This window comes from Kocuria sp. CCUG 69068, from assembly GCF_020833785.1.
GTDB lineage: Bacteria > Actinomycetota > Actinomycetes > Actinomycetales > Micrococcaceae > Kocuria > Kocuria rosea.
On the sequence record NZ_PDDL01000001.1, the window covers coordinates 61,593 to 85,562 of the forward strand.

General features: G+C 72.1%; 23 protein-coding genes and 4 tRNA genes. 23 read left to right on the forward strand and 4 right to left on the reverse strand.

Going from position 1 to position 23,970, the window contains the following annotated elements; translation table 11 throughout:
* Positions 1-65: 65 nt before the first annotated feature.
* The 7 genes from CRM73_RS00410 (at position 66) to CRM73_RS00440 (ending at position 4,289) form a co-directional block, all read left to right on the forward strand.
* Entirely contained in the window at positions 66-695 is a 630-nt protein-coding gene (locus tag CRM73_RS00410; protein WP_229586368.1) for a helix-turn-helix transcriptional regulator, read from the forward strand.
* Positions 695-928 (forward strand): hypothetical protein, encoded by a 234-nt coding sequence (locus CRM73_RS00415; protein WP_176337528.1) that lies wholly within the window; start codon positions 695-697, stop codon positions 926-928. Before CRM73_RS00410 ends, CRM73_RS00415 begins: the two co-directional genes overlap by 1 nt.
* Positions 929-1,017: 89 nt before the next feature.
* On the forward strand, positions 1,018-1,653 hold the full coding sequence (locus CRM73_RS00420; RefSeq protein ID WP_229586370.1) for a hypothetical protein: 636 nt from the start codon (positions 1,018-1,020) through the stop codon (positions 1,651-1,653).
* A complete protein-coding gene (locus tag CRM73_RS00425; protein ID WP_229586372.1) occupies positions 1,646-2,173 on the forward strand; it encodes a hypothetical protein in 528 nt (175 codons plus the stop codon). Before CRM73_RS00420 ends, CRM73_RS00425 begins: the two co-directional genes overlap by 8 nt.
* Positions 2,174-2,270: 97 nt before the next feature.
* Positions 2,271-2,672, forward strand: coding sequence for an ImmA/IrrE family metallo-endopeptidase (locus CRM73_RS00430; RefSeq protein WP_229586374.1), 402 nt, complete (start codon positions 2,271-2,273; stop codon positions 2,670-2,672).
* A 75-nt stretch (positions 2,673-2,747) separates the two neighbouring features.
* A complete protein-coding gene (locus tag CRM73_RS00435) occupies positions 2,748-3,965 on the forward strand; it encodes a tyrosine-type recombinase/integrase (protein ID WP_229586377.1) in 1,218 nt (405 codons plus the stop codon).
* 90 nt (positions 3,966-4,055) lie between these two features.
* Entirely contained in the window at positions 4,056-4,289 is a 234-nt protein-coding gene (locus tag CRM73_RS00440) for a hypothetical protein (RefSeq protein WP_229586379.1), read from the forward strand.
* An 80-nt stretch (positions 4,290-4,369) separates the two neighbouring features.
* Here CRM73_RS00440 and CRM73_RS00445 read toward each other — a convergent pair.
* Positions 4,370-4,442, reverse strand: a tRNA-Lys gene (locus CRM73_RS00445).
* Positions 4,443-4,608: 166 nt separating this feature from the next.
* On the opposite strand from CRM73_RS00445, the gene CRM73_RS00450 reads away from it, so the two are divergent.
* The 15 genes from CRM73_RS00450 (at position 4,609) to CRM73_RS00520 (ending at position 19,249) form a co-directional block, all read left to right on the forward strand.
* Positions 4,609-5,616, forward strand: a complete 1,008-nt coding sequence (locus CRM73_RS00450) for an NAD(P)-dependent oxidoreductase (protein WP_052133057.1) — start codon at positions 4,609-4,611, stop codon at positions 5,614-5,616.
* A gap of 287 nt (positions 5,617-5,903) precedes the next feature.
* Positions 5,904-7,796 carry an acetolactate synthase large subunit gene (locus CRM73_RS00455; RefSeq protein WP_035928889.1) on the forward strand — a complete coding sequence of 631 codons (1,893 nt, stop codon included), beginning with the start codon at positions 5,904-5,906 and terminating at the stop codon, positions 7,794-7,796.
* Positions 7,797-7,799: 3 nt separating this feature from the next.
* Entirely contained in the window at positions 7,800-8,309 is a 510-nt protein-coding gene (gene ilvN / locus CRM73_RS00460) for an acetolactate synthase small subunit (RefSeq protein WP_017833218.1), read from the forward strand.
* Between the two features lie 103 nt (positions 8,310-8,412).
* Positions 8,413-9,438, forward strand: a complete 1,026-nt coding sequence (gene ilvC, locus CRM73_RS00465; RefSeq protein ID WP_017833217.1) for a ketol-acid reductoisomerase — start codon at positions 8,413-8,415, stop codon at positions 9,436-9,438.
* 162 nt (positions 9,439-9,600) lie between these two features.
* Positions 9,601-10,395, forward strand: coding sequence for a type II CAAX endopeptidase family protein (locus CRM73_RS00470; protein WP_229586381.1), 795 nt, complete (start codon positions 9,601-9,603; stop codon positions 10,393-10,395).
* A gap of 73 nt (positions 10,396-10,468) precedes the next feature.
* Positions 10,469-12,031, forward strand: coding sequence for a methionine--tRNA ligase (gene metG / locus CRM73_RS00475; RefSeq protein ID WP_017833215.1), 1,563 nt, complete (start codon positions 10,469-10,471; stop codon positions 12,029-12,031).
* A gap of 79 nt (positions 12,032-12,110) precedes the next feature.
* Positions 12,111-13,187 (forward strand): 3-isopropylmalate dehydrogenase, encoded by a 1,077-nt coding sequence (locus CRM73_RS00480; RefSeq protein WP_017833214.1) that lies wholly within the window; start codon positions 12,111-12,113, stop codon positions 13,185-13,187.
* Positions 13,188-13,285: 98 nt separating this feature from the next.
* Entirely contained in the window at positions 13,286-14,395 is a 1,110-nt protein-coding gene (locus CRM73_RS00485; protein ID WP_035928893.1) for a branched-chain amino acid aminotransferase, read from the forward strand.
* A gap of 70 nt (positions 14,396-14,465) precedes the next feature.
* Positions 14,466-15,239 (forward strand): fumarylacetoacetate hydrolase family protein, encoded by a 774-nt coding sequence (locus tag CRM73_RS00490; protein WP_035928896.1) that lies wholly within the window; start codon positions 14,466-14,468, stop codon positions 15,237-15,239.
* A 109-nt stretch (positions 15,240-15,348) separates the two neighbouring features.
* A complete protein-coding gene (gene gltX / locus CRM73_RS00495; protein ID WP_095651664.1) occupies positions 15,349-16,863 on the forward strand; it encodes a glutamate--tRNA ligase in 1,515 nt (504 codons plus the stop codon).
* Between the two features lie 127 nt (positions 16,864-16,990).
* Positions 16,991-17,569 carry a cupin domain-containing protein gene (locus tag CRM73_RS00500; protein WP_109243468.1) on the forward strand — a complete coding sequence of 193 codons (579 nt, stop codon included), beginning with the start codon at positions 16,991-16,993 and terminating at the stop codon, positions 17,567-17,569.
* Positions 17,570-17,657: 88 nt separating this feature from the next.
* Positions 17,658-17,729, forward strand: a tRNA-Gln gene (locus tag CRM73_RS00505).
* Positions 17,730-17,751: 22 nt separating this feature from the next.
* Positions 17,752-17,827 (forward strand) — tRNA-Glu (locus CRM73_RS00510).
* A 151-nt stretch (positions 17,828-17,978) separates the two neighbouring features.
* Positions 17,979-18,054, forward strand: a tRNA-Glu gene (locus CRM73_RS00515).
* A gap of 226 nt (positions 18,055-18,280) precedes the next feature.
* Positions 18,281-19,249, forward strand: coding sequence for an NAD(P)/FAD-dependent oxidoreductase (locus CRM73_RS00520; protein ID WP_229586383.1), 969 nt, complete (start codon positions 18,281-18,283; stop codon positions 19,247-19,249).
* A gap of 164 nt (positions 19,250-19,413) precedes the next feature.
* Here the strand turns inward: CRM73_RS00520 and CRM73_RS00525 are convergent, their stop codons facing one another.
* The 3 genes from CRM73_RS00525 to CRM73_RS00535 form a co-directional block, all read right to left on the reverse strand.
* The gene (locus CRM73_RS00525; RefSeq protein WP_229586385.1) at positions 19,414-19,845 is read right to left on the reverse strand and encodes an OsmC family peroxiredoxin; all 432 of its coding nucleotides are present in this window, start codon (positions 19,843-19,845) and stop codon (positions 19,414-19,416) included.
* Between the two features lie 146 nt (positions 19,846-19,991).
* Complete coding sequence (locus CRM73_RS00530; protein ID WP_035928909.1) at positions 19,992-21,248, reverse strand: heparan-alpha-glucosaminide N-acetyltransferase domain-containing protein; 1,257 nt, start codon at positions 21,246-21,248, stop codon at positions 19,992-19,994.
* A 318-nt stretch (positions 21,249-21,566) separates the two neighbouring features.
* Complete coding sequence (locus tag CRM73_RS00535; RefSeq protein WP_043738896.1) at positions 21,567-22,616, reverse strand: TerC family protein; 1,050 nt, start codon at positions 22,614-22,616, stop codon at positions 21,567-21,569.
* Positions 22,617-22,913: 297 nt separating this feature from the next.
* Here CRM73_RS00535 and CRM73_RS00540 point away from each other — a divergent pair.
* Positions 22,914-23,970 (forward strand): glutamate--cysteine ligase (locus CRM73_RS00540; protein WP_229586387.1); only part of this gene is annotated, 1,057 nt, incomplete at its 3' end.

The following is a 23,970-nucleotide window of genomic DNA, read 5'->3' on the forward strand; positions in this document are numbered from 1 at the left end:
ATTGCTTGACACCTTTTCAGGTGCCCCTCTGGCCGGCCACTCACCGACGACCCACAGTAGGAGCCATGCACGCACTCGGGCGCTACATGCTGGAGCAGATGGATCGCCAGCAAATCAGCACAGCGGAACTCATCCGCCGTTCCGGTTTGTCGAAGCAGACCGTCTACAACCTGCTCAACGATTCGCGAGCGCGCATGGAACAGACTCCTCAGCGGAAGACCATCGAGGGGCTCTCGCGAGCTCTGCGAGTACCTGAGCTGGATGTGCTCACTGCGGCTGCGGCGGCTATTGGCGTCCGCGTCGCTCCGAGCGCCGCGCCGTTGGCCGGTGCTACTGATGCACAGTTGCTCGATGAGCTCCGGGTGAGGTTGGCAGCGACCAACAGAGAAGGTGATGGCGATGTCCGAGACGCCGCCCCCATTACGCGTGCGGGGGAGAGCCCCGTGCCTGAGCACGACCTTCTGCAAACACCGGAGCTGGCCCTGGTCTCCGACGAGAAGCAGCACCCTCTCGACACGCCGGCCGAGGATGAGCTGGAGCAGCGGCGCCGTGAGCGCCGGGTGGTTGAGGGTGGGTTGCCGGTGGATGAGGAGTTGATGGCGGGGTATGACGCGCCGCAGGAGAGCATTTTGGAGCGTGATGCTCAGGATGCTGATGCGGAGGGGTCGCAGTTGCCGCCGGAGGAGGATGCCTGATGGGTGGAGAGCCGGGCCGGCAGGTATGGGCGCTGATCAAGGTGTTGGTGGGCCGGGGATGGACTTACAAGAGCTCGAACCCTCGGGCGCATCCGGCAGGGGTGATCAAGTGCGGGAAGGGCTGTCAGAAGTCGATCTGGACGAGCCCGAAGGCGGGGGACGAGGAGCAGGTGAAGCGGATCAAGGCCTACGTGAAGCGGTGCCCACACGGGCTGCGCGTCACCGGGCTGTAATGCAATCCATTCGTGACACGCCGCCCGTCAAATCTGTTGGACATTCCCAACAGCCCGTGCACATACTAGCCGCACGAAGGAGACACACCATGCGCCGTACCTATCAAGCCCGAGTCATCACCGAGCCTTTCGACATCGAGGACCCCGACCTGTCCCAGCGTTTCTTCGACGCGCCACTGGGGGTTTACCCCGCGGCCATCGACGACCTGCACGAGCTGGAACTCATCGCCGAGGCCGACACCGAAGAGGATGCTGTGCGCACCATGGAGCGGTTCCTGCACGAGCTGGAGCCTCGCCTGCGAGCGCTGCGCTTCGAGCACGAGCTTGTGACGCTCAGTGAGATCGCCGACCGGTTCGACGTCACCCATGAGGCCGCACGCCTGTGGGCGCAGGGCACCCGGGGCCGGGACTTCCCCAAGCACTACCAGGCCGCCGGCACCGTGCAGCTGTGGTCCTGGTACGAGGTGTACCTGTGGGGTCTCACCCGCCGGCAGCCTATCGATGAGCTGCACGAGGACATGCCGCTGAGCCCGGGCATCATCGCGTGCGCTAACGCGCGCATGGCAGGGGCTGCTGAGAACAACGGAAACTGGGTGCCTGGGCACGTGGCGTTCACGGTTGGTCCCGCCATGATCCACACTTCGGTGCGAGCTGTGGCCATCGAGGGGCACCGCGTGTCCGAGCTGTTCCGGTCGTACCACGGGAGGGTTGCCGAGGATGCCTGAGAGCGCCGCGCCGCATCAGATCAGTTCCTATGAGGAGCTGTACCCGCACGTCCGCATCAGCGGCATCCAGTACTACGACATCCATGCCCGGGCCACGCCCGAGCAGCAGGAGCCGGGAGTAAGTGCTGAAGGTGCGCCCGTGGAGCCTGAGCTCGACCTGAAGCTGAGCAAGACCACTGATGGCATGGGGATGCGGATCCGGTTTGAGACCGACACCCCCGTTGGCTATGTCCTCGTCGACGGGGCGATGCTCTTCGACTTCGACGAACCTCTCGAGGTGACTGAGGCCGCAGCCCTGGAGTTCGTCAACCGCACCGGGTTCATGGCCTACGTGCCGTACCTGCGCCAGATGCTCGAAGACGTGACCGGGCGGTGCTTCGCGCACCCTCTGCGGCTGCCCATCATCGCCCTCGGGGACTTCCGTTTCGGGGACTCCACCGAAGGCGAGGGCGCAGTGCCCGAGAACGATAAGGCGGTCGACAGCACCAGCCCGGACAAGGACAACTGGTTCCCCGGCTAGGGACAACACGCCACTGGTCCGTCCTGCGTCCTCATGGGCGCGGCTTGTTTGCTAACGACGTCTTAGCGTGTCCGTCACCCTGCTTACATTCATAGACATGGACCCTTGGACCGTGCTCCCCCCGCACATCACCGTCCGACACCACCGCCTCCACACACACGCGGCCGTCACGGACGGACACTCGACCATCTGGATTGACGACCGGCTCAGTGACACCGAACGCCGCTGCGCGCTGATGCACGAGCTCGTGCACCTCGAACACGGCCACGCCGGCCACCAACCGGAGACAGTGGAACGAGCCGTCCGGGCGGAAACCGCCCGCCTGCTCATCCCCAGCGACCGGCTCTGGGCACACCGGCACTGGCACGACACCATGCACGCCCTGGCCGAAGAGCTCGGCGTCACCACCTCCGTGCTCCGCGACCGCCTCGAAAACGCCGGGCCCGAAGAGACCAAGGCGATTCAGCGAGCGCGCTGGGAAGCGCACCTCGACATCTGACCCACCGCGGTCACACGACAACACGCCCGAGCAGGAGCCCACCATGGCAACACCCACCCGAAAGGCGGACCCCGCATGAGCCCGCGGCCGCCGCTGCCGATCGGGCACCACGGGGTGGTGTCCGTGGTGAAACTGCCCACCGGGTCCTGGCGCGCCCGCACCCGATACCGGGATCCCGACGGGATCACCCGTCTCGTGGAAGCACGCGGGCGCACCAAGGGCGCGGCCCAGACCGAGCTGTACCACCGGCTCGACGACCGCCCCAAAGTCGCCGGTGCCGAACTCACCCCCGACACCCCGGTAAGGGTGCTCGCCGAGGCCTGGTACGACACCCTGGACGTGTCCGGTGGGAGCCGGGACACATACCGGAAAGCACTGGACTCCCACATCCTGCCGCGGGCCGGGGCCTGGCGGATCCGGGAGGTCACCACCGCCCGCGTCGAAGGCCTGGTGCGCGGGGTTGAGCAGAAACGCCAGTCCACCGTGGTCGGGGCCGGTGGGCGGGAGAGAACCATCACCTTGGGCGGGCCTACCGCCGCCAGACGGGCTCGCACCATCCTGTCCATGATGATGGACCTCGCCGCCCGTCACGACGCCGCCACCGGGAACCCCGTCCGGTCCTCGAGGGCGCCCAAGATCAACCGGGCCCCGGTGAGTGCCCTGGCCCCGGGGGATGTGCACGCGCTGCGGGCACACGTGCACGCCTGGGCACGTGGAGAGCAGGGGCATGGGCCGCGGCGCAACGCCGCGGTCCTGGACATGCTGGACGTGCTGATCGGCACCGGCCTGCGCCCAGGGGAGGTGCTCGGGCTGCGGTGGAGCGACATCGACCTGAAGGCCGGAACACTCACCGTGTCGGGCACAGTGGTGCGCACCAAGGACGGCGGGCTGCACCGGCAGGAGCACCCGAAGTCCCAGACCTCGGGCCGGACCCTGGCCATGCCCCAGTTCGCCGTCGACGTCCTCCGCCGACGACGGGCCGACGCGGCGAGCGCCGGGACGGCCGGCACCGCCTTCGGTGGGCTCGTGTTCCCCTCGAGGACCGGGGGGCTGTGGGAACCGGCGAATGCGTCGCGGAGTTGGCGGGCGGCAAGGGCCGGTGGGTGGGAGCAGGTGGAGCTGCGGCATCTGCGGAGGGCGGTGGCCACGCTGGTAGAGCGGGAACTGGGCATGGATTCTGCGGCCGCGCAGCTGGGGCACAGCAGCCCGGAGGTCACCCGCCGGCACTACGTGGAGCGTGCCGCCGGGGTGGACGTCGCGCACGTGATTGAGGCGATGCGCGTGGGGGAGTGAGCGCCAGAACTTTCCGTGTCTACCCTCTAGACATGTCGAGGGGGTAGACGTACGCTGAGGGTCCACAGCCCCTCGAGGAGAGCGAGCACCATGAGCGAACCCGCCACCGAGAACCAGCTCGCTGAACTGGCGCAGCTACGCCGTGAGATCCAGGCCCTCGACCAGGAGCGCGGGCCGAAGGCCACCCGTAGACACGAGCTCATCGTGTCCCTGAGCCGGACCGGGGTCCCCGTCGCGCGACTGGCCACCGCCTCCGGGGTGCACCGATCCCGGATCTACCAGCTGCTCCACCGTGCCGACGAGTCACGTGAAAGTGATGAGTAAACGATGAGCCGCCCCGAAAAGTCACCACATGACAAAGGCCCCCGGCCTGCGTTTCCGCTGACCAGGGGCCTTTTCTGGGGTGCGCCCCCTCGGACTCGAACCGAGAACCCATTGATTAAGAGTCAATTGCTCTGCCAATTGAGCTAGAGGCGCTGGTGGTGCGGCAAGAACACTAGCACGCTCCCGGCCCGGGGCCGAATCGCGCCGGCCGGCTTCCGCCGGGTCCCGCCTCGCAACGAGAGAGTACTCTACCAGCTCGTCCCGCCTTGTCCATTCCGCCGCCGCCGTCCGGACGGCGGCGGCGTCTAGCATGGCCGTCATGCCCTCCGCACAGACCCCCGCGCCGTCCGCCCCGTCCGTCCCGCTCTCCGAGCTCCGCGTGGTCTCCCTCCCGGAGCAGGAGCTCGTGGACCACCTGAGCGCCCGCGTCCCGGGCTTCCGCTACGTCCTGTGGGACATGGCCGGGGACCCGGTCGGGGCCCGCGCCGACGAGATCGACGTGGCGGTGGCTCCGTACTTCACCGGCCGCTGGGTGGGGGCCCTGCCCGCCGCGACCCGCCTGCGGCTCGTGCAGCTGCAGAGCACCGGCTTCGACGGCGTGCCGGAGGCCATCGGGCCCGACCTCGCGCTCTCGACGGCGGGCTGGGTGCACGCCGCCGGGACCGCCGAGCTGGCCCTGGGGCTGATGATCGCCGCCCAGCGGGAGCTCGACCGTGCCGTCCTGCAGCAGCGCGACGGGATCTGGCGCCGCTTCGAGACCCGCACCCTGGCAGACAGCCGCGCCCTGGTGCTGGGCGTGGGCGAGATCGGCTCCGCCGTGGTCGACCGGCTGCTCCCCTTCGAGGTCGAGGTCACGAGGGTGGCCTCCCGGGCCCGCACCGACGAGCGCGGTCCCGTGCACGGCATCGACGAGCTGCCGGCCCTGCTGCCCGACGCCGACGTGCTCGTGGTGGCCCTGCCCGCGAGCCCGGCGACCGACGGCCTCGTCGACGCCCGCGTGCTGTCCCTGCTGCCCGACGACGCCCTGGTGGTCAACGTGGGCCGCGGCCGGGTGGTCGACACCCCCGCGCTGACCGCGGAGGTCGTCTCCGGGCGGCTCCGCTGCGCCCTCGACGTCGTCGAGCCCGAGCCCTTCCCCGGCGACCACCCGCTGTTCCGCGCCCCCGGGGCGATCCTCACCCCGCACACCGGCGGATCCTGCACGTCCTACAAGCCGCGCGTGCGGCGGCTGCTGCGGACCCAGCTCGAGCGCATCGCCGCGGGGGAGCGGCCCCTGTTCCTGCAGCAGGAGGGGCGGCTGGACGTCCCGGCGGACGCGGAGGGGTGATCCGGACGTGCCGTGTCTCACATCGTGGGACAAGGAGTCCGAAGATTGACACGCTCGGCCGGGCGGCAGAGCATGGGAGCATGCAACTCAGCCACGGTGTCGTCCAGCTCACGGTACGCGTCCTCGTCGGACGCGGGGCCTGAGCCGACGACCGGTCGAGCGCACGGGCCCTGTCGCACCTCCCGGTGCCGCGAGGGCCTTTTTTCTTGCCCGGCGCCCACGGCGGAGCGACAGCCGAGCCGGAACAGCAGCACCAGCCCAGAAGGCCAGACCAGAAGGACAGTGACATGAGCAAGGGACAGCCGATCAGCCCAGCGCTGATGGCCACCAAGCGCGCGGAGACCGCCGCTGACCACCGGCCCCCGGGGGCCCCGGAGAAGTCCGTCCCCGCCGTCCCGTCCGTCATGGGCCCGGGCAGCACGGTGGCCCCCACGGAGATGACCGGCTCCCAGGCCGTCATCCGGGCGCTGGAGGAGCTCGGCGTCACCGACGTCTTCGGCCTCCCCGGCGGCGCGATCCTGCCGACCTACGACCCGCTCCTGGACTCGGACCGGATCAACCACATCCTGGTCCGCCACGAGCAGGGCGCCGGCCACGCCGCCGAGGGCTACGCCCTCGCCTCGGGCCGCGTGGGCGTCTGCATCGCGACCTCCGGCCCCGGCGCCACGAACCTCGTCACCGCCCTCGCCGACGCGCACATGGACTCCATCCCCATGGTCGCGATCACCGGGCAGGTCTCGTCCAAGGTGATCGGCTCCGACGCCTTCCAGGAGGCGGACATCGTGGGGATGACGATGCCGGTCACCAAGCACTCCTACCTGGTGACGCACGCCGAGGACATCCCGCGGGTGCTCGCCGAGGCGTTCCACCTGGCCTCGACCGGGCGCCCGGGCCCGGTGCTCGTGGACATCGCCAAGGACGCCCAGCAGGACACCATGACGTTCTCCTGGCCGCCCCGGATGGACCTGCCCGGCTACCGGCCCGTGACGCGCGGGCACGCCAAGCAGATCCGGGAGGCCGCCAAGCTCATCGCGGCGGCCCAGCGGCCCGTGCTCTACGTGGGCGGCGGGACGGTGCGCGCCGACGCGGCCGCCGAGCTCATGGAGCTGGCCGAGCTGACCGGCGCCCCCGTGGTGACCACGCTGACCGCCCGGGGCGTGTTCCCGGACTCCCACGAGCAGAACCTGGGGATGCCAGGGATGCACGGCACCGTCCCGGCGGTGTACTCGATGCAGCAGGCCGACCTGCTGGTGACCCTCGGCGCGCGCTTCGACGACCGCGTCACGGGCCACCTGGAGACCTTCGCACCCACGGCCAAGATCATCCACGCGGACATCGACCCCGCCGAGATCTCCAAGAACCGCACCGCCGACGTCCCGATCGTCGGCGACGTCAGGGAGATCCTGCCGGACCTCGTGACCGCCGTGCGCCAGGAGTTCGAGCGCAGCGGCAGCCCCGACCTCTCCTCGTGGTGGACCGCGCTCAGCAGCCTGCAGGCCACCTACCCGCTGGGCTACCCCAAGCCGGCGGACGGACTGGGCTCGCCGCAGCACGTCATCGAGCGGATCTCCGCCCTGACCGGCCCGGAGGCCGTCTACGTCTCCGGCGTGGGCCAGCACCAGATGTGGAGCTCCCACTTCGTCCAGTACGAGCGGCCCCGGCAGTGGCTGAACTCGGCCGGACTGGGGACCATGGGCTTCGCCGTGCCCGCCGCGATGGGCGCCAAGGTCTCCCAGCCCGACCGCGTGGTCTGGGCGATCGACGGCGACGGCTGCTTCCAGATGACCAACCAGGAGCTCGCCACCTGCACGATCAACAAGATCCCGATCAAGGTGGCGGTGATCAACAACTCCTCGCTGGGCATGGTGCGCCAGTGGCAGACCCTGTTCTACGACGGCCGGTACTCCAACACCGACCTGAACACGGGCCACGACAGCATCATGGTGCCGGACTTCGTCAAGCTCGCCGACGCCTACGGGTGCGCCGCCCTGCGCTGCACCCGGGACGAGGACGTGGACGACGTCATCCGGCAGGCCCTCGAGATCAACGACCGCCCCGTGGTGATCGACTTCGTGGTCTCCGCCGACGCGATGGTGTGGCCGATGGTGCCCACCGGCGTGTCCAACGACCAGATCCAGATCGCCCGCAACATGACCCCCGACTGGGACGAGGAGGACTGACCCATGAGCCGACACACCCTCTCCGTGCTGGTCGAGGACAAGCCGGGCGTGCTGACCCGGGTGGCCGGACTGTTCGCGCGCCGCGCCTTCAACATCGACTCGCTCGCCGTGGGACCCACGGAGCTCGACGGCGTCTCCCGCATCACCGTGGTGGTGGACGCCGAGGGCGAGCTGCTCGAACAGGTCACCAAGCAGCTGAACAAGCTCATCAACGTGATCAAGATCGTCGAGCTCACCCCCGACTCGTCGGTGCAGCGGGACCACATCATGGTCAAGGTCCGCGCCGACGCCGCGACGCGTCTGCAGGTCACCCAAGCCGCGGACCTGTTCCGGGCCACCGTTGTCGACGTCTCCACCGAGTCGCTCGTCATCGAGGCCACCGGCGCCCCGGAGAAGCTCCGGGCGCTGCTGGACATCCTGGAGCCCTTCGGCGTCCGGGAGATCGTCCGGGCCGGTACGCTGGCCCTCGGACGTGGTCCCAAGTCGATGAGCGACCGCGCCCTGCGCCACTGACGCCCCCGGGCGGCGGTGGACGCGGGCGCCGGCCCACAGACACCCCAACCACCTCGCGGCGGTGCCCCCGCCGCGCCCACCCATGCTTCAAGGAGACAATCCCATGGCAGAGATCTTCTACGACGACGACGCCGACCTCTCGATCATCCAGGACCGCTCCGTGGCCGTCATCGGCTACGGCTCGCAGGGCCACGCCCACGCGCTGAACCTGCGCGACTCCGGCGTGGACGTGCGCATCGGCCTCGCCGAGGGCTCGCGCTCCCGGGCCAAGGCCGAGGCCGAGGGCCTGCGGGTGCTCACCGTCGCGGACGCCGTCAAGGAAGCCGACGTCATCATGATCCTGACGCCGGACCAGGTCCAGCGCCACGTCTACGCCGAGTCGATCGCCCCGAACCTGGAGCAGGGCGACGCCATCTTCTTCGCCCACGGGTTCAACATCCGCTACGGCTACATCGAGGCCCCCGCGGGCGTCGACGTCGTCATGGTCGCCCCGAAGGGCCCGGGCCACACCGTGCGCCGCGAGTTCGAGGCCGGCCGCGCCGTGCCCGCCCTCGTGGCCGTGGAGAAGGACGCCTCCGGCAAGGCCCTCGAGCTGGGCCTGTCCTACGCCAAGGGCATCGGCGGCACCCGCGCGGGCGTCATCAAGACCACCTTCACCGAGGAGACCGAGTCCGACCTCTTCGGCGAGCAGGCGGTCCTGTGCGGCGGCATGTCCCACCTGGTCCAGTACGGCTTCGAGACCCTGACCGAGGCCGGCTACCAGCCGGAGATCGCCTACTTCGAGGTCCTGCACGAGCTCAAGCTCATCGTGGACCTCATGGTCGAGGGCGGCATCGCCAAGCAGCGCTGGTCCATCTCGGACACCGCCGAGTACGGCGACTACGTCTCCGGCCCCCGGGTGATCAGCCCCACGGTCAAGGAGAACATGAAGGCCGTGCTGGCCGACATCCAGGACGGCACCTTCGCCAAGCGCTTCATCGAGGACCAGGACAACGGGGGCGCCGAGTTCAAGAAGCTGCGCGAGAAGGAGGAGTCCCACCCGATCGAGGTCACCGGCCGGGAGCTGCGCAAGCTCTTCGCGTGGACCTCGCCGGACGCCGACTACGTCGAGGGCACCGCGGCCCGCTGATCCGCACCCGCCCCACCGCCGCGACCGGCGCGGGGGCACCGGCCGAGGGGTCGCGTCCGCACGTCATGCGCCGAGCATTCCGTGCGGACGCGGCCCCTCGCCGCGTCCGGCGTCCTACCCTGGGGGCGGAGCCGGTCGCCGCGATCCCGGGGGGTGGTCCGCATGACGGACATCGGAGCACGGGCACAGCAGCCCGGGCCGGGCCTGCGGGGGCGGGTCGCCCGGCACCAGCTGCCGGCCTTCTTCGTCCTGACGTACGCGTGGTCCTGGACGTGCTGGGCGCCCCTGCTGCTCGGGGCGGGCGGCACGCCGCTGCTCCTGCTCGGCGGCCTCGGCCCGTTCGTGGCGGCGTGGGCCGTCACGTGGCTGTCGGGGGAGCCGGTGCGGGACTGGGCCCGGGCGATCGTGCGGTGGCGGGTCCCGGCCCGTTGGTGGGCCTGGGCGCTGGGGCTGCCCGCGCTGCTGTACGCCGTCGTCAACGCCCTGCTCGCGGCGCTGGGCCGGGAGGTCGACTGGTCCCTGGCCCTCGAGCGGGCCCCCGCCTACCTGGCGACCTTCGTCTTCGTGGCGGTGCTCGGGGGCGGCCTGGAGGAACCCGGCTGGCGCGGCTTCGCGCTGCCCCGGCTGCAGGAGCGGCTGGGCCCGCTCCGGGCGACCGCGCTGCTCGGTCTGCTGTGGGGGGTGTGGCACGTCCCGCTCTACGGGCCGCTGGGCTTCGCGGTGCCGTTCGTCCTCGCGTTCCTCTACACGCCGCTGTACAACCGCACGGGCAGCGTGCTGCTGCACGCGAGCTTCACGCCGGCCCAGGACCACCTCGTCCTGCTGGCCGCGGAGCCGGTGCACACCGGGCTGCTGGACACCGTGGACCTCGTCCTGTTCGGCACCTACGCCGGGGCCGCGCTGCTCGTCGTGGCCCTCACCCGCGGGCGGCTGGGCGCGGGGCGCCCCCGGCGGTGAGCCGACCCGGCCGGGCCCCGAGCGCCGGCCGCCCCGGGCGCGCACGGCCCCCGCGGTCGGTAGAGTGGAGGCCGTGACTTCCTCCCACCGCACCCCGTACTACATCACCACGGCCATCGCGTACCCCAACGGCACCCCGCACATCGGGCACGCCTACGAGGTCATCGCGACCGACGTCATGGCCCGGTTCAAGCGGCTGGACGGCTACGACGTCCGCTTCCTGACCGGCACCGACGAGCACGGCCAGAAGATGCAGCAGACCGCGGAGAAGGAGGGCCTCACGGCCCGGGAGCTCGCGGACCGCAACTCGGCGCGCTTCCGCGAGATGGACGACGCCCTGAACATCTCCTACGACCGCTTCATCCGCACCACGGACGCCGACCACTACGCGGCGTCGGCGGCCCTCTGGCGCCGGATGGAGGAGGCCGGGGACATCTACCTCGGCAAGTACGCCGGCTGGTACTCCGTGCGCGACGAGGCGTTCTACGGCGAGGACGAGACCGAGCTCCGCGCGGACGGCGTGCGGTGCTCGACGGGCACCGGCACGGAGGTCACCTGGACCGAGGAGGAGTCCTACTTCTTCCGCCTCTCCGCCTACCAGGACCGGCTGCTGGAGCTCTACGAGCGGGAGGGCTTCGTCCACCCCGAGACCCGGCGCAACGAGATCGCGTCCTTCGTGCGCTCGGGCCTGGAAGACCTCTCCATCTCCCGCACCACCTTCGACTGGGGCGTGCCCGTGCCCGGCAACCCGGACCACGTGATGTACGTGTGGGTGGACGCCCTCACCAACTACCTCACCGGCGTGGGCTTCCCGGACACCGCGTCCGAGACGTTCCAGCGGTACTGGCCCGCCGACGCCCACGTGATCGGCAAGGACATCGCCCGCTTCCACGCCGTGTACTGGCCGGCGTTCCTGATGTCCGCCGGCCTGCCCCTGCCCCGGCGCGTCTTCGCCCACGGCTTCCTGTTCAACCAGGGCGAGAAGATGTCCAAGTCCGTGGGCAACGTCATCGACCCGCACGCCCTCGTGGCCGAGTACGGCCTCGACCCGCTGCGCTTCTTCCTGCTGCGCGAGGTGCCGTTCGGCCAGGACGGCAGCTACTCGCACGACGGGATCAAGAACCGCATCAACTCCGACCTCGCCAACGACCTCGGCAACCTTGCCCAGCGCTCGCTGTCGATGGTCGCCAAGAACTGCGAGGGCCGGGTCCCCGCGCCGGGGGAGCTCACCCCCGAGGACCGGGCCATGCTCGCCGCGGCCGCCGGGCTCTGCGCGCCGGTGCGCGCCGAGTTCGACGAGCAGCAGTTCCACCGGGCGCTCGAGCGGATCTGGCGGGTGGTCGCCGAGGCCAACCGGTACTTCACCGCCATGGAGCCCTGGAAGCTGCGCAAGACCGACGCCGGGCGGATGGCCACCGTGCTCTGGGTGACGCTCGAGGTGGTGCGCACGGTCGGCATCCTGGTCCAGCCGGTGGTGCCGGACGCCGCCGCCCGGCTGCTCGACGTGCTCGGCCAGGCCGAGGGCGACGCCCGCCTGTTCACCGCCCTGGACACGCCCCTCGTGGCGGGCACGGAGCTGCCCCCGCCCGCGCCGGTGTTCCCGCGCTACGAGGAGCCCGCCGCACTCCAGTCCTGAGCGGCGATCGGCTGTCCATCATGTGAGACGTCCGTCCACACCGTGGTCGGACGGGTCGGTCGGCTCCTATCCTGGGGCCATGAGCCAGCCGACGCCCGCAGCCGCCCCCGCCCACCTGAAGATCGCCCTCGTCCCCGGTGACGGCATCGGCCCCGAGGTCGTGGCCGAGGCGGTGAAGGTCCTCGACGCGGTGACCGCCGCGGCCGGCGTCACGGTGGAGAGGACGGAGTTCGGCCTCGGCGCGCAGCACTGGCTGGACACGGGGGAGACCCTCACGGACCGGACGCTGGACGAGCTGCGGACCCACGACGCCATCCTGTTCGGCGCGGTCGGCGCCGCCCCCGGGGACCGGCGGGTCCCGTCCGGGATCATCGAGCGCGACGTGCTGCTGAAGATGCGCTTCAGCCTCGACCACTTCGTCAACCTCCGCCCGTCCAAGCTCTTCCCGGGCACCACCAGCCCGCTCTCCCACCCCGGGGACATCGACTTCGTGGTGGTGCGCGAGGGCACCGAAGGCCCGTACGCCGGCAACGGCGGGGTGCTGCGCGGCGGCACCGACGCCGAGATCGCCACCGAGGTCTCGCTCAACACCGCCTACGGCGTGCGCCGCCTCGTGCGCTACGCCTTCGAGCTCGCCGCCGGGCGGGAGCGCAAGCGGCTGACCCTCGTCCACAAGCACAACGTGCTCGTCAACGCGGGCCGCCTCTACGCGCGCCTCGTCGAGGAGATCGGTGCCGAGTTCCCCGACGTCGCCGTCGACTACCTGCACGTGGACGCGGCCACGATCTTCCTCACGACCGACCCGGCGCGCTTCGACGTCATCGTCACCGACAACCTCTTCGGGGACATCCTCACCGACCTCGCCGGCGCGGTGACGGGCGGCATCGGACTGGCCCCGGCCGGCAACATCAACGCGGACCGCACGGCGCCCTCGATGTTCGAGCCCGTGCACGGCTCCGCACCGGACATCGCCGGGCAGCAGAAGGCGAACCCCGTGGCGGCGATCCTCGCCACCGCCATGATGCTGGAGCACCTCGGCCACTCCGGGCCGGCGGCCCGGATCGAGGCCGCCGTGCAGCAGGACCTCGCGGCCCACGGCAACGAGTCCCGCACCACCGCCCAGGTGGGCGACGGCGTGCTCGCCGCCCTCGCCTGAGCCGATCCGGCCGTGCTCCGGGGATAGGCTGGGGCACGGAACCAACAGCTGAGCCCCGCGTGCCGGTCGCCACGGGGTCGACCTCGCAGGGAGACGCAGTGACCACACAGCCCACCACCTTCGCCCACCACCTCAGCCAGGACCCGGTCCCGGAGGAGGTCCGGGCGGCCATCCTCGCCGAGCCGGGCTTCGGCACGAACTTCACGGACCACATGGTGAAGATCGACTGGTTCGGGGACGTCGAGAAGGGCACGGGCCGCTGGAGCGACCCGCGGGTCGAGCCGTACGGTCCGCTGGTGCTGGACCCCGCCGCGGCCGTGCTGCACTACGGCCAGGAGATCTTCGAGGGGCTCAAGGCCTACCGGCACGCGGACGGCTCCGTGTGGACGTTCCGGGCCGAGGCCAACGCCGCCCGGCTCAACCTGTCGGCCCGCCGGCTGGCGCTGCCGGAGCTGCCCGAGCAGCTGTTCCTGGACTCGCTGCGCGAGCTCGTGTCGGTGGACGAGCAGTGGGTGCCCGACGGGGACGGGGAGTCCCTGTACCTGCGCCCGTTCATGATCGCCACGGAGGCGTTCCTCGGCGTGCGCCCGTCCCGCCAGGTGCTGTACTCCGTGATCGCCTCCCCGGCCGGCAACTACTTCGGCGGCCCGGTGAAGCCCGTGGACATCTGGCTCTCCCGCGACTGGGCCCGCGCCGGCCGCGGCGGCACGGGAGCGGCCAAGTGCGGCGGCAACTACGCCGCCTCCCTGATCGCCCAGATGGAGGGCGACGCCCACGGGTGCCAGCAGGTGATGTTCCTGGACCGCGACCGCGGCGACGCCGTCGAGGAGCTGGGCGGCATGAACGTGTTCTTCGTCTACGACGACGGCCGCCTGGTGACCCCCGAGCTCACCGGCACGATCCTCGAGGGCGTCACCCGCCGCTCGATCATCCAGCTCGCGAAGGACCGCGGGATGACCGTCGAGGAGCGCCGCTTCACCCTCGACGAGTGGCGCGAGGGCTGGCAGGCCGGGACCATCACCGAGGCGTTCGCGTGCGGGACCGCCGCCGTCATCACCCCCATCGGCCGGCTCGTCTCCACCGAGGAGACCATCGGCGACGAGGGCGCCCGGCCCGGCGAGGTCACCATGGACATCCGCCGGCAGCTCCTGGAGATCCAGACGGGCCGCGCGGAGGACCCGCACGGCTGGCTCACCCGCCTGGTCTGAGCCCCGCGCGGCCCCGGTGGCGCCACCGGGGCCGCGCGGCCGCCCGCGGACCGTGGGATAGCCTGGTCCCATGCGAATTGCCAGGTTCACGGTCGACAGCGAGATCCACTTCGGCGCGGTGCAGGGCGCCGCCGGCGAGGAGACGGTCACCGTCCTCGCGGGCGACCCCTTCTACACCGGGATCAACCCCACCCAGCAGCGCCACGACATCGCCGACGTCCGCCTCCTCGCCCCCGTGATCCCGCGCTCCAAGATCGTGTGCGTCGGCCGCAACTACGCCGACCACGCCGCGGAGCTGGGCAACGAGCTGCCCACCTCGCCGATGCTGTTCTTCAAGCCCAACACGTCCGTCGCCGGCCCCGGCGACCCCGTGACCCTGCCCGCATGGACCGAGCAGGTCTCCTACGAGGCCGAGCTCGCCGTCGTCATCGGACGGATGTGCAAGGACGTCCCCGTGGAGCGCGTGCCCGAGGTGGTCTTCGGCTACACCGCCGCCAACGACCTCACCGGCCGCGACGTGCAGAAGACCGACGGGCAGTGGGCGCGCGCCAAGGGCTTCGACGGGGCCTGCCCGCTCGGGCCCTGGATCGAGACGGACCTCGACACCTCCGCCCTCGCCGTGCGCAGCCGCGTCAACGGCGAGACCAAGCAGGACGGCAACACCCGGGACATGGTCTTCGACGTCCCGTTCCTCGTCTCCTACGTCTCCCAGGCGTTCACGCTCCTGCCCGGCGACGTCATCCTCACGGGCACGCCCGCCGGCGTCGGCATCGTCGACGAGGGCGACCGGATCGAGGTGGAGGTCGAGGGCATCGGCGTCCTGCCGACCGTCCTGCGCCGCTGACCCGCACCGCCGGCCGGCGCCGGTCCGCACCGCCGACCCGTGCGGGCACCGCGGCGCCCCGCACCACCGCACGACCCCGCCCAGACCCCGACCGATCCACGAAAGAGCCATGACCGACACGCCCGCCACCCCTGCCACCGCCTCGACCACCTCCTCGCCCGTGCGCGTGCGCTTCTGCCCGTCCCCGACGGGCACCCCGCACGTGGGGCTGATCCGCACCGCGCTGTTCAACTGGGCCCACGCCCGCCACACCGGCGGCACCATGGTCTTCCGCGTCGAGGACACCGACACCCTGCGCGACTCGGAGGAGAGCTACCAGCAGCTGCTCGAGGCGCTCGCGTGGCTGGGGATCGACTGGGACGAGGGCGTCGAGACCGGGGGTCCGCACGCCCCGTACCGGCAGTCGCAGCGCCTGGACGTCTACCGCGACGTGGCCGCCCGGCTCCGGGAGCACGGGGCGGTCTACGAGGCGTACTCCACCCCGGAGGAGGTCGAGGCCCGGCACCGGGCGGCCGGCCGCGACCCCAAGCTCGGCTACGACAACTTCGACCGCGACCTCACCGAGGAGCAGATCGCGGCGTACCGGGCGGAGGGCCGGGAGCCCGTGCTGCGGCTGCGGATGCCGGACGAGGACATCGTGGTCCACGACATGATCCGCGGCGAGATCGTCTTCCGGGCCGGCTCCATCCCGGACTACGTGGTGGTGCGCGCCAACGGCCAGCCGCTGTACACGCTGACCAACCCCGTGGACGACGCCCTCATGGAGATCACCCACGTGCTGCGCGGCGAGGACCTGCTCTCCTCGACACCGCGCCAGATCGCGCTGTTCCGCGTCCTGGTCGAGATCGGCTTCGCGAAGTACGTGCCCGAGTACGGCCACCTGCCCTACGTCATGGGCGAGGGCAACAAGAAGCTGTCCAAGCGCGACCCCGAGTCCAGCCTCTTCCACCTCAGGGACAGCGGCTTCGTCCCCGAGGGCCTGCTCAACTACCTGGCCCTGCTGGGCTGGTCCCTGTCCGCGGACGAGGACGTCTTCACCGTGGAGCAGCTCGTGGAGCACTTCGACGTCCACGACGTCCTGGCGAACCCCGCGCGCTTCGACCTCAAGAAGGCCACCGCGATCAACGGCACCCACGTCCGCAGGCTCGCCCCCGAGGACTTCCGCGACCGGCTCGTCCCCTACCTGCAGGCCGGCGGCGTGCTGGGGGACACCCTGGACGAGCGCCAGCGGGACATCCTCGACCGGGCCGCCCCGCTGGTCCAGGAGCGGATGAACCTGCTCGGCGAGGCCCCCGAGCTGCTGTCCTTCCTCTTCGCCGCCGACGACGAGATCGAGGTCGCCGACGACGCCCGCAAGCAGCTCAAGGACTCCGCCGGGGACGTCCTGCGGGCCGCGCTCGCCGCCCTCGAGCCGCTCGAGGACTGGAGCGCCGCCGCCCTCGAGACCGCGCTCCGCGAGGCCATCGTGGACGGGCTGGGCATCAAGCCGCGACTGGCCTTCGGCCCCGTCCGCACCGCCGTCTCGGGCCGGCGGATCTCGCCGCCCCTTTTCGAGTCCCTCGAGATCCTCGGCAAGGACTCCTCCCTGACCCGCCTGCGCGCCCTCGCCGCCCAGCTCGGCTGAGCGCCCTCCCCGCCGACGACGACGGTCCGGCCCGCCCTCCGCGGAAGGCGGGCCGGACCGTCGGCGGGGACGTCATCTGCACACGCCCGGGCGCTCCGGCGTAGCCTGGGACACGGGGGCGATCAGCATGGACCGGACGGACGACCAGATCGAGGCGATGCGCGCGGGACGCCCGCAGCACCGCAATCCCGTGCAGCGGGACACCATCACGTGGTTGCGCACCGGCGCGGAGACCGGGGGCGAGCACGCCCTGCTGCACGTCGAGGTGGAGGCCGGGGGAGAGGTGCTCGCCCACTACCACCGCCGGTTCGGGATGCGCGTGCGGGTCCTCGAGGGCGTGCTGCGGGTCCAGGTCGGCCACGTCGTGCGGGACCTCGGGGCGGGCGGCGAGGTCGAGGTGCCCCCGGAGCACCTGTTCCGCTGGAAGAACCCGAGTGGGTCGCCGGCCCGCTTCGTGGTCGAGGTGCGGCCCGCCCACGAGGGCTTCGAGAAGGGCCTGGTGGCCCTGTACGGGCTCGCCCGGGACGGGCGCACCCGCCGGGACGGCCGGCCGCGGAGCCTGCTCCGCACGGCGCTGCTCATCCAGTGGACCGACATCAACCTCCCGGGGCTCTACCGCTGGCTGGGGCCGGTCGTCCGGGCGCTGGCGGGCATCGCCCGCCGCCGGGGGATCGACGGGGAGCTCGAGGACCGCTACTGCCGTTGAGCCCGATTTGCCGCCCCGCCGGAAGGCCGGTATAGTTCTTTTGCGTTGCGCCGGTCGCCGCGGGAAACCGCCGGACCGGGGACGACAGTGGGATATGGTGTAATTGGCAACACTACGGTTTCTGGTACCGTCATTCTAGGTTCGAGTCCTGGTATCCCAGCGCTGCTCCATCGGATCAGTACGGCCCCATCGTATAGCGGCCTAGTACGCCGCCCTCTCACGGCGGTAACGCGGGTTCGAATCCCGCTGGGGTCACCACCGCAGAACACCCCCGGACCACACGGTCCGGGGGTGTTCTCGTGTCCGGGGTGCGCTGCGCTGCCGGAACAGGGCCGGCGTCCGGAACAGGGCCCGGGACCTGGTACAGTGTACGAGGCCGGTCGCGGGAAACCGCGGACCGGATCGGTGCGGCCCCATCGTATAGCGGCCTAGTACGCCGCCCTCTCACGGCGGTAACGCGGGTTCGAATCCCGCTGGGGTCACCACGGAAGACGTCCCCCGGACCACACGGTCCGGGGGACGTCGTCGTTTCCCCACGACGAGCACCGGCACCGCCCGGTCCGGCGCTGCCCCGCCCGGGGGAGGGGCGCCCGCCGAATGCTCCGGCGCCGCCTACAGTCAGCAGGCTTACATCCCCGTCCCGGCACTGCTACGTTGGCAGAGCGGCGCAGGACTGCGGCCGGGACCGGCTCCGGGACGGGGGAAGGCACGATGGACGAGAGCTACGACGTGGTCGTCGTCGGTGGGGGGCCCGCGGGCCTCGCCGGGGCGCTGTGCCTGGCCCGCGCCCGGCGCACGGTCCTCGTGGTGGACGCCGGGGCCCCGCGCAACGACCCCGCGGAGCACGTGCACAACTACCTCGGCCGCGACGGCGACGCCCCGGGCGCGCTGCTCGCGGACGGGCGTGCCGAGGTCACCGGCTACGGAGCGGACGTCGTCGACGGCACAGTGGTCTCCGCCTGTCCCGCCGGGGACGACGGCCACGGCGTCCGGTTCCTGCTGGCGCTCGAGGACGGCCGGTCGGTGCGGGCGCGCCGCGTGCTGATCACCACCGGACTGACCGACGAGCTGCCGGACGTCCCGGGCGTGGCGCAGCGGTGGGGCCGCGACGTCGTCCACTGCCCCTACTGCCACGGCTGGGAGTGGCGGGACGAGCCGCTGGCGGTGCTGGGCACCGGCCCCCTGGGCGTGCAGCAGGCGCAGCTGTTCCGGCAGTGGAGCCGCGACATCATCTTCGTGCAGCACACCGCCCCGGCGCCGGACGACGAGGAGCGCGAGCACCTGGCGGCCCTCGGCATCGCGTGCGTGGCGGGCGAGGTGCGGCGCGTGGAGGTGTCGGGGGACCGGATCACCGGTCTGCGGCTGGTCTCCGGCGAGCTCGTGCCGTGCCGGGCCGTGGTCGTGGTGCCGCGCTTCACGGTCCGCTCCGCCCTCATCGACTCCCTCGGCCTGCGCACGGCCCAGGTGGAGGAGAAGGGCCATGCCGTCGGCGCGTACGTGCCCTCGGCGCCCACAGGCGGCACGGACGTGCCGGGGGTCTACGTGGCGGGCAACGTCACGGACCTCCACGCCCAGGTCCTCGCCGCGGCAGCGGCCGGGCTCACGACCGCCACGGCCGTCAACGCCGACCTGCAGGCCGAGGACCTCGGCCGGGCGCTCGCCGAACGCGACCGCGCCTGACATCACGGGTCCGGCCGGCCGGGGGCGGATCCACGAGGAGCGGGAGAGGGCGGGCGCGACCTGCCACGCCGTCGCCGTCCGGGCCTCCGTCCGTCGCCGTCACCGACACGCGGCGGGCCCCACCGGCCGGGGCAGTGCCCGGGCCGGCGGGGCCGGGCACCGGATCAGGCCAGCGAGGCGTCCAGGGTGATGTCCACGGACAGGGCCTGGGAGACCGGGCAGCCGGACTTGGCCTCCTCGGCGATGCGCGCGAAGTCCTCCGCGGAGATGTTCTCCACCTGCGCCACCACGGTCAGCTCGACCCCCTTGATGCCCTCGCCCGCCACGAAGGTCACCTCGGCCGAGGCGTCCACCCGGGTGGGCGGGGTCTCGTTCTGGGCGAGCATGTTGGAGAACGCCATGGCGTAGCAGGTGGCGTGCGCGGAGGCCAGGAGCTCCTCGGGGCTCGTCTTGGCGCCGGCGCCGCTCTCCGCGCGGGTGTCCCAGTCCACGTCGAAGGGGCCCAGGCCCGAGCCGGTCAGGCTGGTGGTGCCCGAGCCGTTGAAGAGATCGCCGGTCCAGACGGTGCTGGCCTTGCTGATGACGGGTTTCGGCATGGTTCCTCCTGAGGTCCACGGCAGGCGGGCGCTCCGACTGCCGGCGCCGGGCGGCGCTGCTGTCACGCTAACGGATCCGTGCGGCCCGCGAGCGGCCGGGGCCGTGTTTCAGCCGTCGGCGCGCGTCCGGCCGGCGGAGGCACGTGCTACCCCAGGGGCCTCCTGGGGGTCTCCGGGCCGCGGGGCGTCCCCCGATCGGCGACGGCACGGGTGGTCGCGTGCGCGGCCGCGGACACGAGCCGTTCCAGCGGACCCCGTCCGAAGGCGTGCCGCCAGGCGAGCGCCACGAGCGCCGAGACGAGGAGGCAGGCGGCGAACCAGAGCAGCGGGCTGCTGTAGTGGACCTCGGTGGCCAGCAGGACCAGCTGTCCCGTGTACAGGGACAGGGTCATCGCCCCCATGGCCGTGAGCGGCAGCAGCCACTTGCCGAACTCGCGGCCGGCGAGCAGGAAGGCGCCGAGCACGGCCGTGCTCACCCCGAGGCTCCAGGCCACCGAGAGGAGCGTGTTGGTGTGCGGGGCGGAGAGCGCCTGCCACCACAGCGAGGACGTCGGCAGGGGCCCGTCGGCGCCGAAGACGACGAGGTGGTCCAGGTCCGCCCGGGTGAGGGAGACGATGCTGTAGAGCAGGACGTTGTAGCCGTCCATGCCGTAGAGGAGCACCCAGGAGACGAGCTTGGCGAGGGCCGCGAGGCCGAGTCCCGCGGCCAGGAGGCGGCTCTGCAGACGCAGGCTCTTGAGGTTGAGGCGGCCGAGGGCCAGCCCGGCGAGCAGGTACGCCATGTACGTCACGGCCGGGTACGTGCCGGTCAGCGTCAGCTGCCAGAAGAGCGCGACCGGTTCGGTGACGAGGTGGGCGAACGTCGGGTTGGCGGCGCTGTGCTCGGGCACCACGTCGCCCAGCCAGTGGATCAGGAGGGGCCCGAGGAGCAGGAACGCGCCCGAGCACAGGAGCAGGGTCCGTGCCCGCAGCCCCAGGAAGGGCAGCGCGAGCAGGAAGAAGAGCCCGTAGTGGACCAGGATGCCGACGGCCGGCGGGTCCGCCGGCATCAGGTACCCGACGGTCAGCCCGATCACCATGATCAGCAGCGCGCGCACCGCGATCCCCGCGCGGGCGGCGGTCAGGTCCCGGCCCCTGCGGGGTCTGCGCGCTCCGGTGGAGAAGGCGAGGCCGACCCCGGCGAGCAGCGCGAACAGCGCCGCGGAGTCCCCGGCGAACAGCAGCCAGGACAGCGTCGGCCGGTCGTTGTCGGGATAGGACTGCGGCAGGAAGTGGACCGCCGTCAGCCCGACGAGAGCCAGTCCCCGGGCGGCGTCCACGGCGACCAGACGCCCGGCCGACCGGCGGGGGTCGAGCCCGCCGGTGGCCTCCGCGGCCCGATCTCTCGTGGGGTGGTCGTTCATGGGTCCCGCCGTCCTGTTCCTCATCCCCGGCCCCACGGTGGGTCGCGCTCAGGATGTCGTGTGCACTGCCGCCAATCTTCGCATCCGGGCCGTCGGTCGCGGCAACGTTGCGCCGGAAGGCTCAGGAGGCCTCGCGCAGCGCCGGCCCCGGCCGCGGCGTGGAGGGCCTGCTGGTTCGCGCGGGTCAGGGGACCGGTCACGCTGACCCGGACGAACCGGCCGTCGGGGTCCACCTCGACGAGGACGGAGAGCTTGCGGTGCACGGGGTCGGCTCCTTCACGGGGCGGCGACCCTCCCACGGGGCGCGGTCCGCGCCCCTCAGGGGCCGCTCCGGCCGTCCTCGCCCCGGTCCGCGGAGGCGGCCCGGGACGGCCGCAGGGGTTGGAGCGCCGCGAGCTCGGCGGGGGTCGCGGTCCGGAACGGCGGGGCCTCCGGGCACTGCGGCGCCCGCCGCCCCTGCCCGCGGGTGGCGCGCAGGCTCGTGCCGACCGACACGACCAGGACGGCCGTGATCACCGCGAGGGAGACTCCCGTGGGGATGTCGACCACGTCGACCTTGAGCGCCATCTTCACCCCCACCCACACCAGGACCAGGGCCAGCCCGGCGCGCAGGTGCACGAAACGGTGCATCAGGTCCGCCAGCAGGAAGTACATGGCCCGCAGCCCCAGCACGGCGAAGGCGTTGGCGGTGAAGACGATGTAGACCTCGTCGGTGACCGCGAAGACGGCCGGGATCGAGTCGACGGCGAAGACCACGTCGGTGGCCTCGATCAGCACCAGCACCGCCAGCAGCGGCGTGGCCCGCAGCGTCCCGCCGACGCGCACCACGAGCCGCTGCCCGTAGAACACCTCGGTCATCGGCACGCAGCGGCGGAAGACCCGCAGCACCGCCGACCGGTCCGGGTCAAGACGCGCCTCCCGCTGCCGGAGCATCCGCCACCCGGTGCAGAGCAGGAACGCGGCGAAGAGGTAGAGCACTCCCTCGAAGGCGTGGATCAGCGCCGCGCCCGCGGCGATGAAGGCGCCGCGCAGCACCAGCGCCCCGAAGACGCCCAGGAACAACACCTGGTGCTGGTAGGCGCGGGGGACGGCGAAGTACGTGAGCAGGACCGCCCAGACGAACACGTTGTCCACGGAGAGCGACTTCTCGATCAGGTACCCGGCGAAGTACTGCTGGCCGGCCTGCGACCCGAAGACGGCCCAGACCACCACCCCGAAGCCCGTTCCGCAGGCCACCCACACCGCCGTCCACACCGCGGCCTCGCGCAGCCCGATCGCGTGCGGGCGCCGGTGGGCGAGCAGGTCCACGGCCAGCAGGACCACGATGCCGCCGATCACCGCGGCCCACCCCCAGAACGGGACGTCCATCGCCACCAGCCACCCTCCGGTTCCCGACCGGAGGTCTCTCCCGGCCCGTTCCGGGCCCGCGCGCCGGATCCTGCGGGGGACCGTCGTGACGACGCTGCGCGGGGGGATACTCCCCTCCTGGCCCCTCCAGCGAACCCCGCCCCGCCCTCCGCGTCAAGAGGCGTCGCGAGCCCCCGCAGCGGCGCTGCGCGGGTCCCCGGTGCTACGCTCCGCAGTGAGCCGGGGGATCCGCCCGGCGACGACGGCGGGGCCTCCCGCCCAGCCCGTCCGCACCGCTCCAGCCCCTCCCGGATGGTGGTGATCACCGTTTTCCCGCACCCGTCCCCCGCAGCGACCACCGGCCCCACCCGCACCTTCGGCGTGGAGGAGGAGCTGCTCCTCGTGGACGCCGTGACGCTGGAGCCCGCCCCCGCCGGCCCGGACGCCGTGGACGCGCACGCCGCCGGCGTCCGCTCCTCCCCGGCGACGGCACCGGCGCACCAGGTCACCACCGAGCTGCAGCAGGAGCAGATCGAGGTCGCGAGTCCTCCGCTGACCGGCCTCGCGGAGCAGATCGCCGCGATCCGTCAGGGGCGCCGCCTGGCCGACGCCGCCGCCCGCGCGGTGGGTGCCCGCGCCGTCGCCCTCGCCTCACCGGTCACGGCGGGCGCCCCGCACCTCGTGCCCGCACCGCGCTTCCGGTGGCTCCAGGAGCGCTTCGGGCTGGTGGCCGCCGAGCAGCTGACCTGCGGCCTCCACGTCCACGTGGGCGTCGGCAGCCGCGAGGAGGGCGTGGCCGTGCTGGACCGCATCCGGGTGTGGCTGCCCGTCCTGCTCGCCCTGAGCGGCAACTCCCCGTTCTGGTACGGCCGGGAGAGCGGCTTCAGCAGCTACCGCTACCAGGCCTGGGTCCGCTGGCCCACCTCCGGTCCCACGGAGGTCTTCGGCTCGGTCGAGGAGCACGACCGGCAGCGCGAGGCCCTGCTGCGCTCCGGGGTGCCCCTCGACCTCGGCATGATCTACTTCGACGCCCGGCTCTCGGCCCGCTACCCCACCGTGGAGATCCGGATCACCGACATGTGCCTGGACGCGGAGCACGCCGGGGTGCTGGCCGCCCTCGGCCGGGCGCTGGTCGAGACGGCCGCCCGCCAGTGGCGGGCGGGCCTCCCTGCGCCGCCGGTGAGCGCGGCGCAGCTGCGGACCTGGTCCTGGCAGGCCAGCAGGGACGGCGTCGAGGGGCCGTTGATCAGCCCGGCCTCCGGCGCGCCCGCCCCGGCCGCGGACGTCGTGGCGGAGCTGCTGGCCGTCGTGCGCCCCGTGCTCGCCGAGTGGGACGAGGCCGCGCAGGTGGAGTCCGTGGTGGCCGGCGTCCTGC

Coding starts and splice junctions, on each gene's coding strand:
- ilvN (WP_017833218.1), top strand. CDS start 7,800: ATGAGCCGACACACCCTCTCCGTGCTGGTCGAGGACAAGCCGGGCGTG.
- CRM73_RS00470 (WP_229586381.1), top strand. CDS start 9,601: ATGACGGACATCGGAGCACGGGCACAGCAGCCCGGGCCGGGCCTGCGG.
- CRM73_RS00415 (WP_176337528.1), top strand. CDS start 695: ATGGGTGGAGAGCCGGGCCGGCAGGTATGGGCGCTGATCAAGGTGTTG.
- ilvC (WP_017833217.1), top strand. CDS start 8,413: ATGGCAGAGATCTTCTACGACGACGACGCCGACCTCTCGATCATCCAG.
- CRM73_RS00410 (WP_229586368.1), top strand. CDS start 66: ATGCACGCACTCGGGCGCTACATGCTGGAGCAGATGGATCGCCAGCAA.
- CRM73_RS00420 (WP_229586370.1), top strand. CDS start 1,018: ATGCGCCGTACCTATCAAGCCCGAGTCATCACCGAGCCTTTCGACATC.
- CRM73_RS00535 (WP_043738896.1), bottom strand. CDS start 22,616: ATGGACGTCCCGTTCTGGGGGTGGGCCGCGGTGATCGGCGGCATCGTG.
- CRM73_RS00525 (WP_229586385.1), bottom strand. CDS start 19,845: ATGCCGAAACCCGTCATCAGCAAGGCCAGCACCGTCTGGACCGGCGAT.
- CRM73_RS00520 (WP_229586383.1), top strand. CDS start 18,281: ATGGACGAGAGCTACGACGTGGTCGTCGTCGGTGGGGGGCCCGCGGGC.
- CRM73_RS00530 (WP_035928909.1), bottom strand. CDS start 21,248: ATGAACGACCACCCCACGAGAGATCGGGCCGCGGAGGCCACCGGCGGG.
- CRM73_RS00480 (WP_017833214.1), top strand. CDS start 12,111: ATGAGCCAGCCGACGCCCGCAGCCGCCCCCGCCCACCTGAAGATCGCC.
- CRM73_RS00490 (WP_035928896.1), top strand. CDS start 14,466: ATGCGAATTGCCAGGTTCACGGTCGACAGCGAGATCCACTTCGGCGCG.
- CRM73_RS00425 (WP_229586372.1), top strand. CDS start 1,646: ATGCCTGAGAGCGCCGCGCCGCATCAGATCAGTTCCTATGAGGAGCTG.
- CRM73_RS00455 (WP_035928889.1), top strand. CDS start 5,904: ATGAGCAAGGGACAGCCGATCAGCCCAGCGCTGATGGCCACCAAGCGC.
- CRM73_RS00450 (WP_052133057.1), top strand. CDS start 4,609: ATGCCCTCCGCACAGACCCCCGCGCCGTCCGCCCCGTCCGTCCCGCTC.
- CRM73_RS00440 (WP_229586379.1), top strand. CDS start 4,056: ATGAGCGAACCCGCCACCGAGAACCAGCTCGCTGAACTGGCGCAGCTA.
- CRM73_RS00430 (WP_229586374.1), top strand. CDS start 2,271: ATGGACCCTTGGACCGTGCTCCCCCCGCACATCACCGTCCGACACCAC.
- gltX (WP_095651664.1), top strand. CDS start 15,349: ATGACCGACACGCCCGCCACCCCTGCCACCGCCTCGACCACCTCCTCG.
- CRM73_RS00435 (WP_229586377.1), top strand. CDS start 2,748: ATGAGCCCGCGGCCGCCGCTGCCGATCGGGCACCACGGGGTGGTGTCC.
- CRM73_RS00500 (WP_109243468.1), top strand. CDS start 16,991: ATGGACCGGACGGACGACCAGATCGAGGCGATGCGCGCGGGACGCCCG.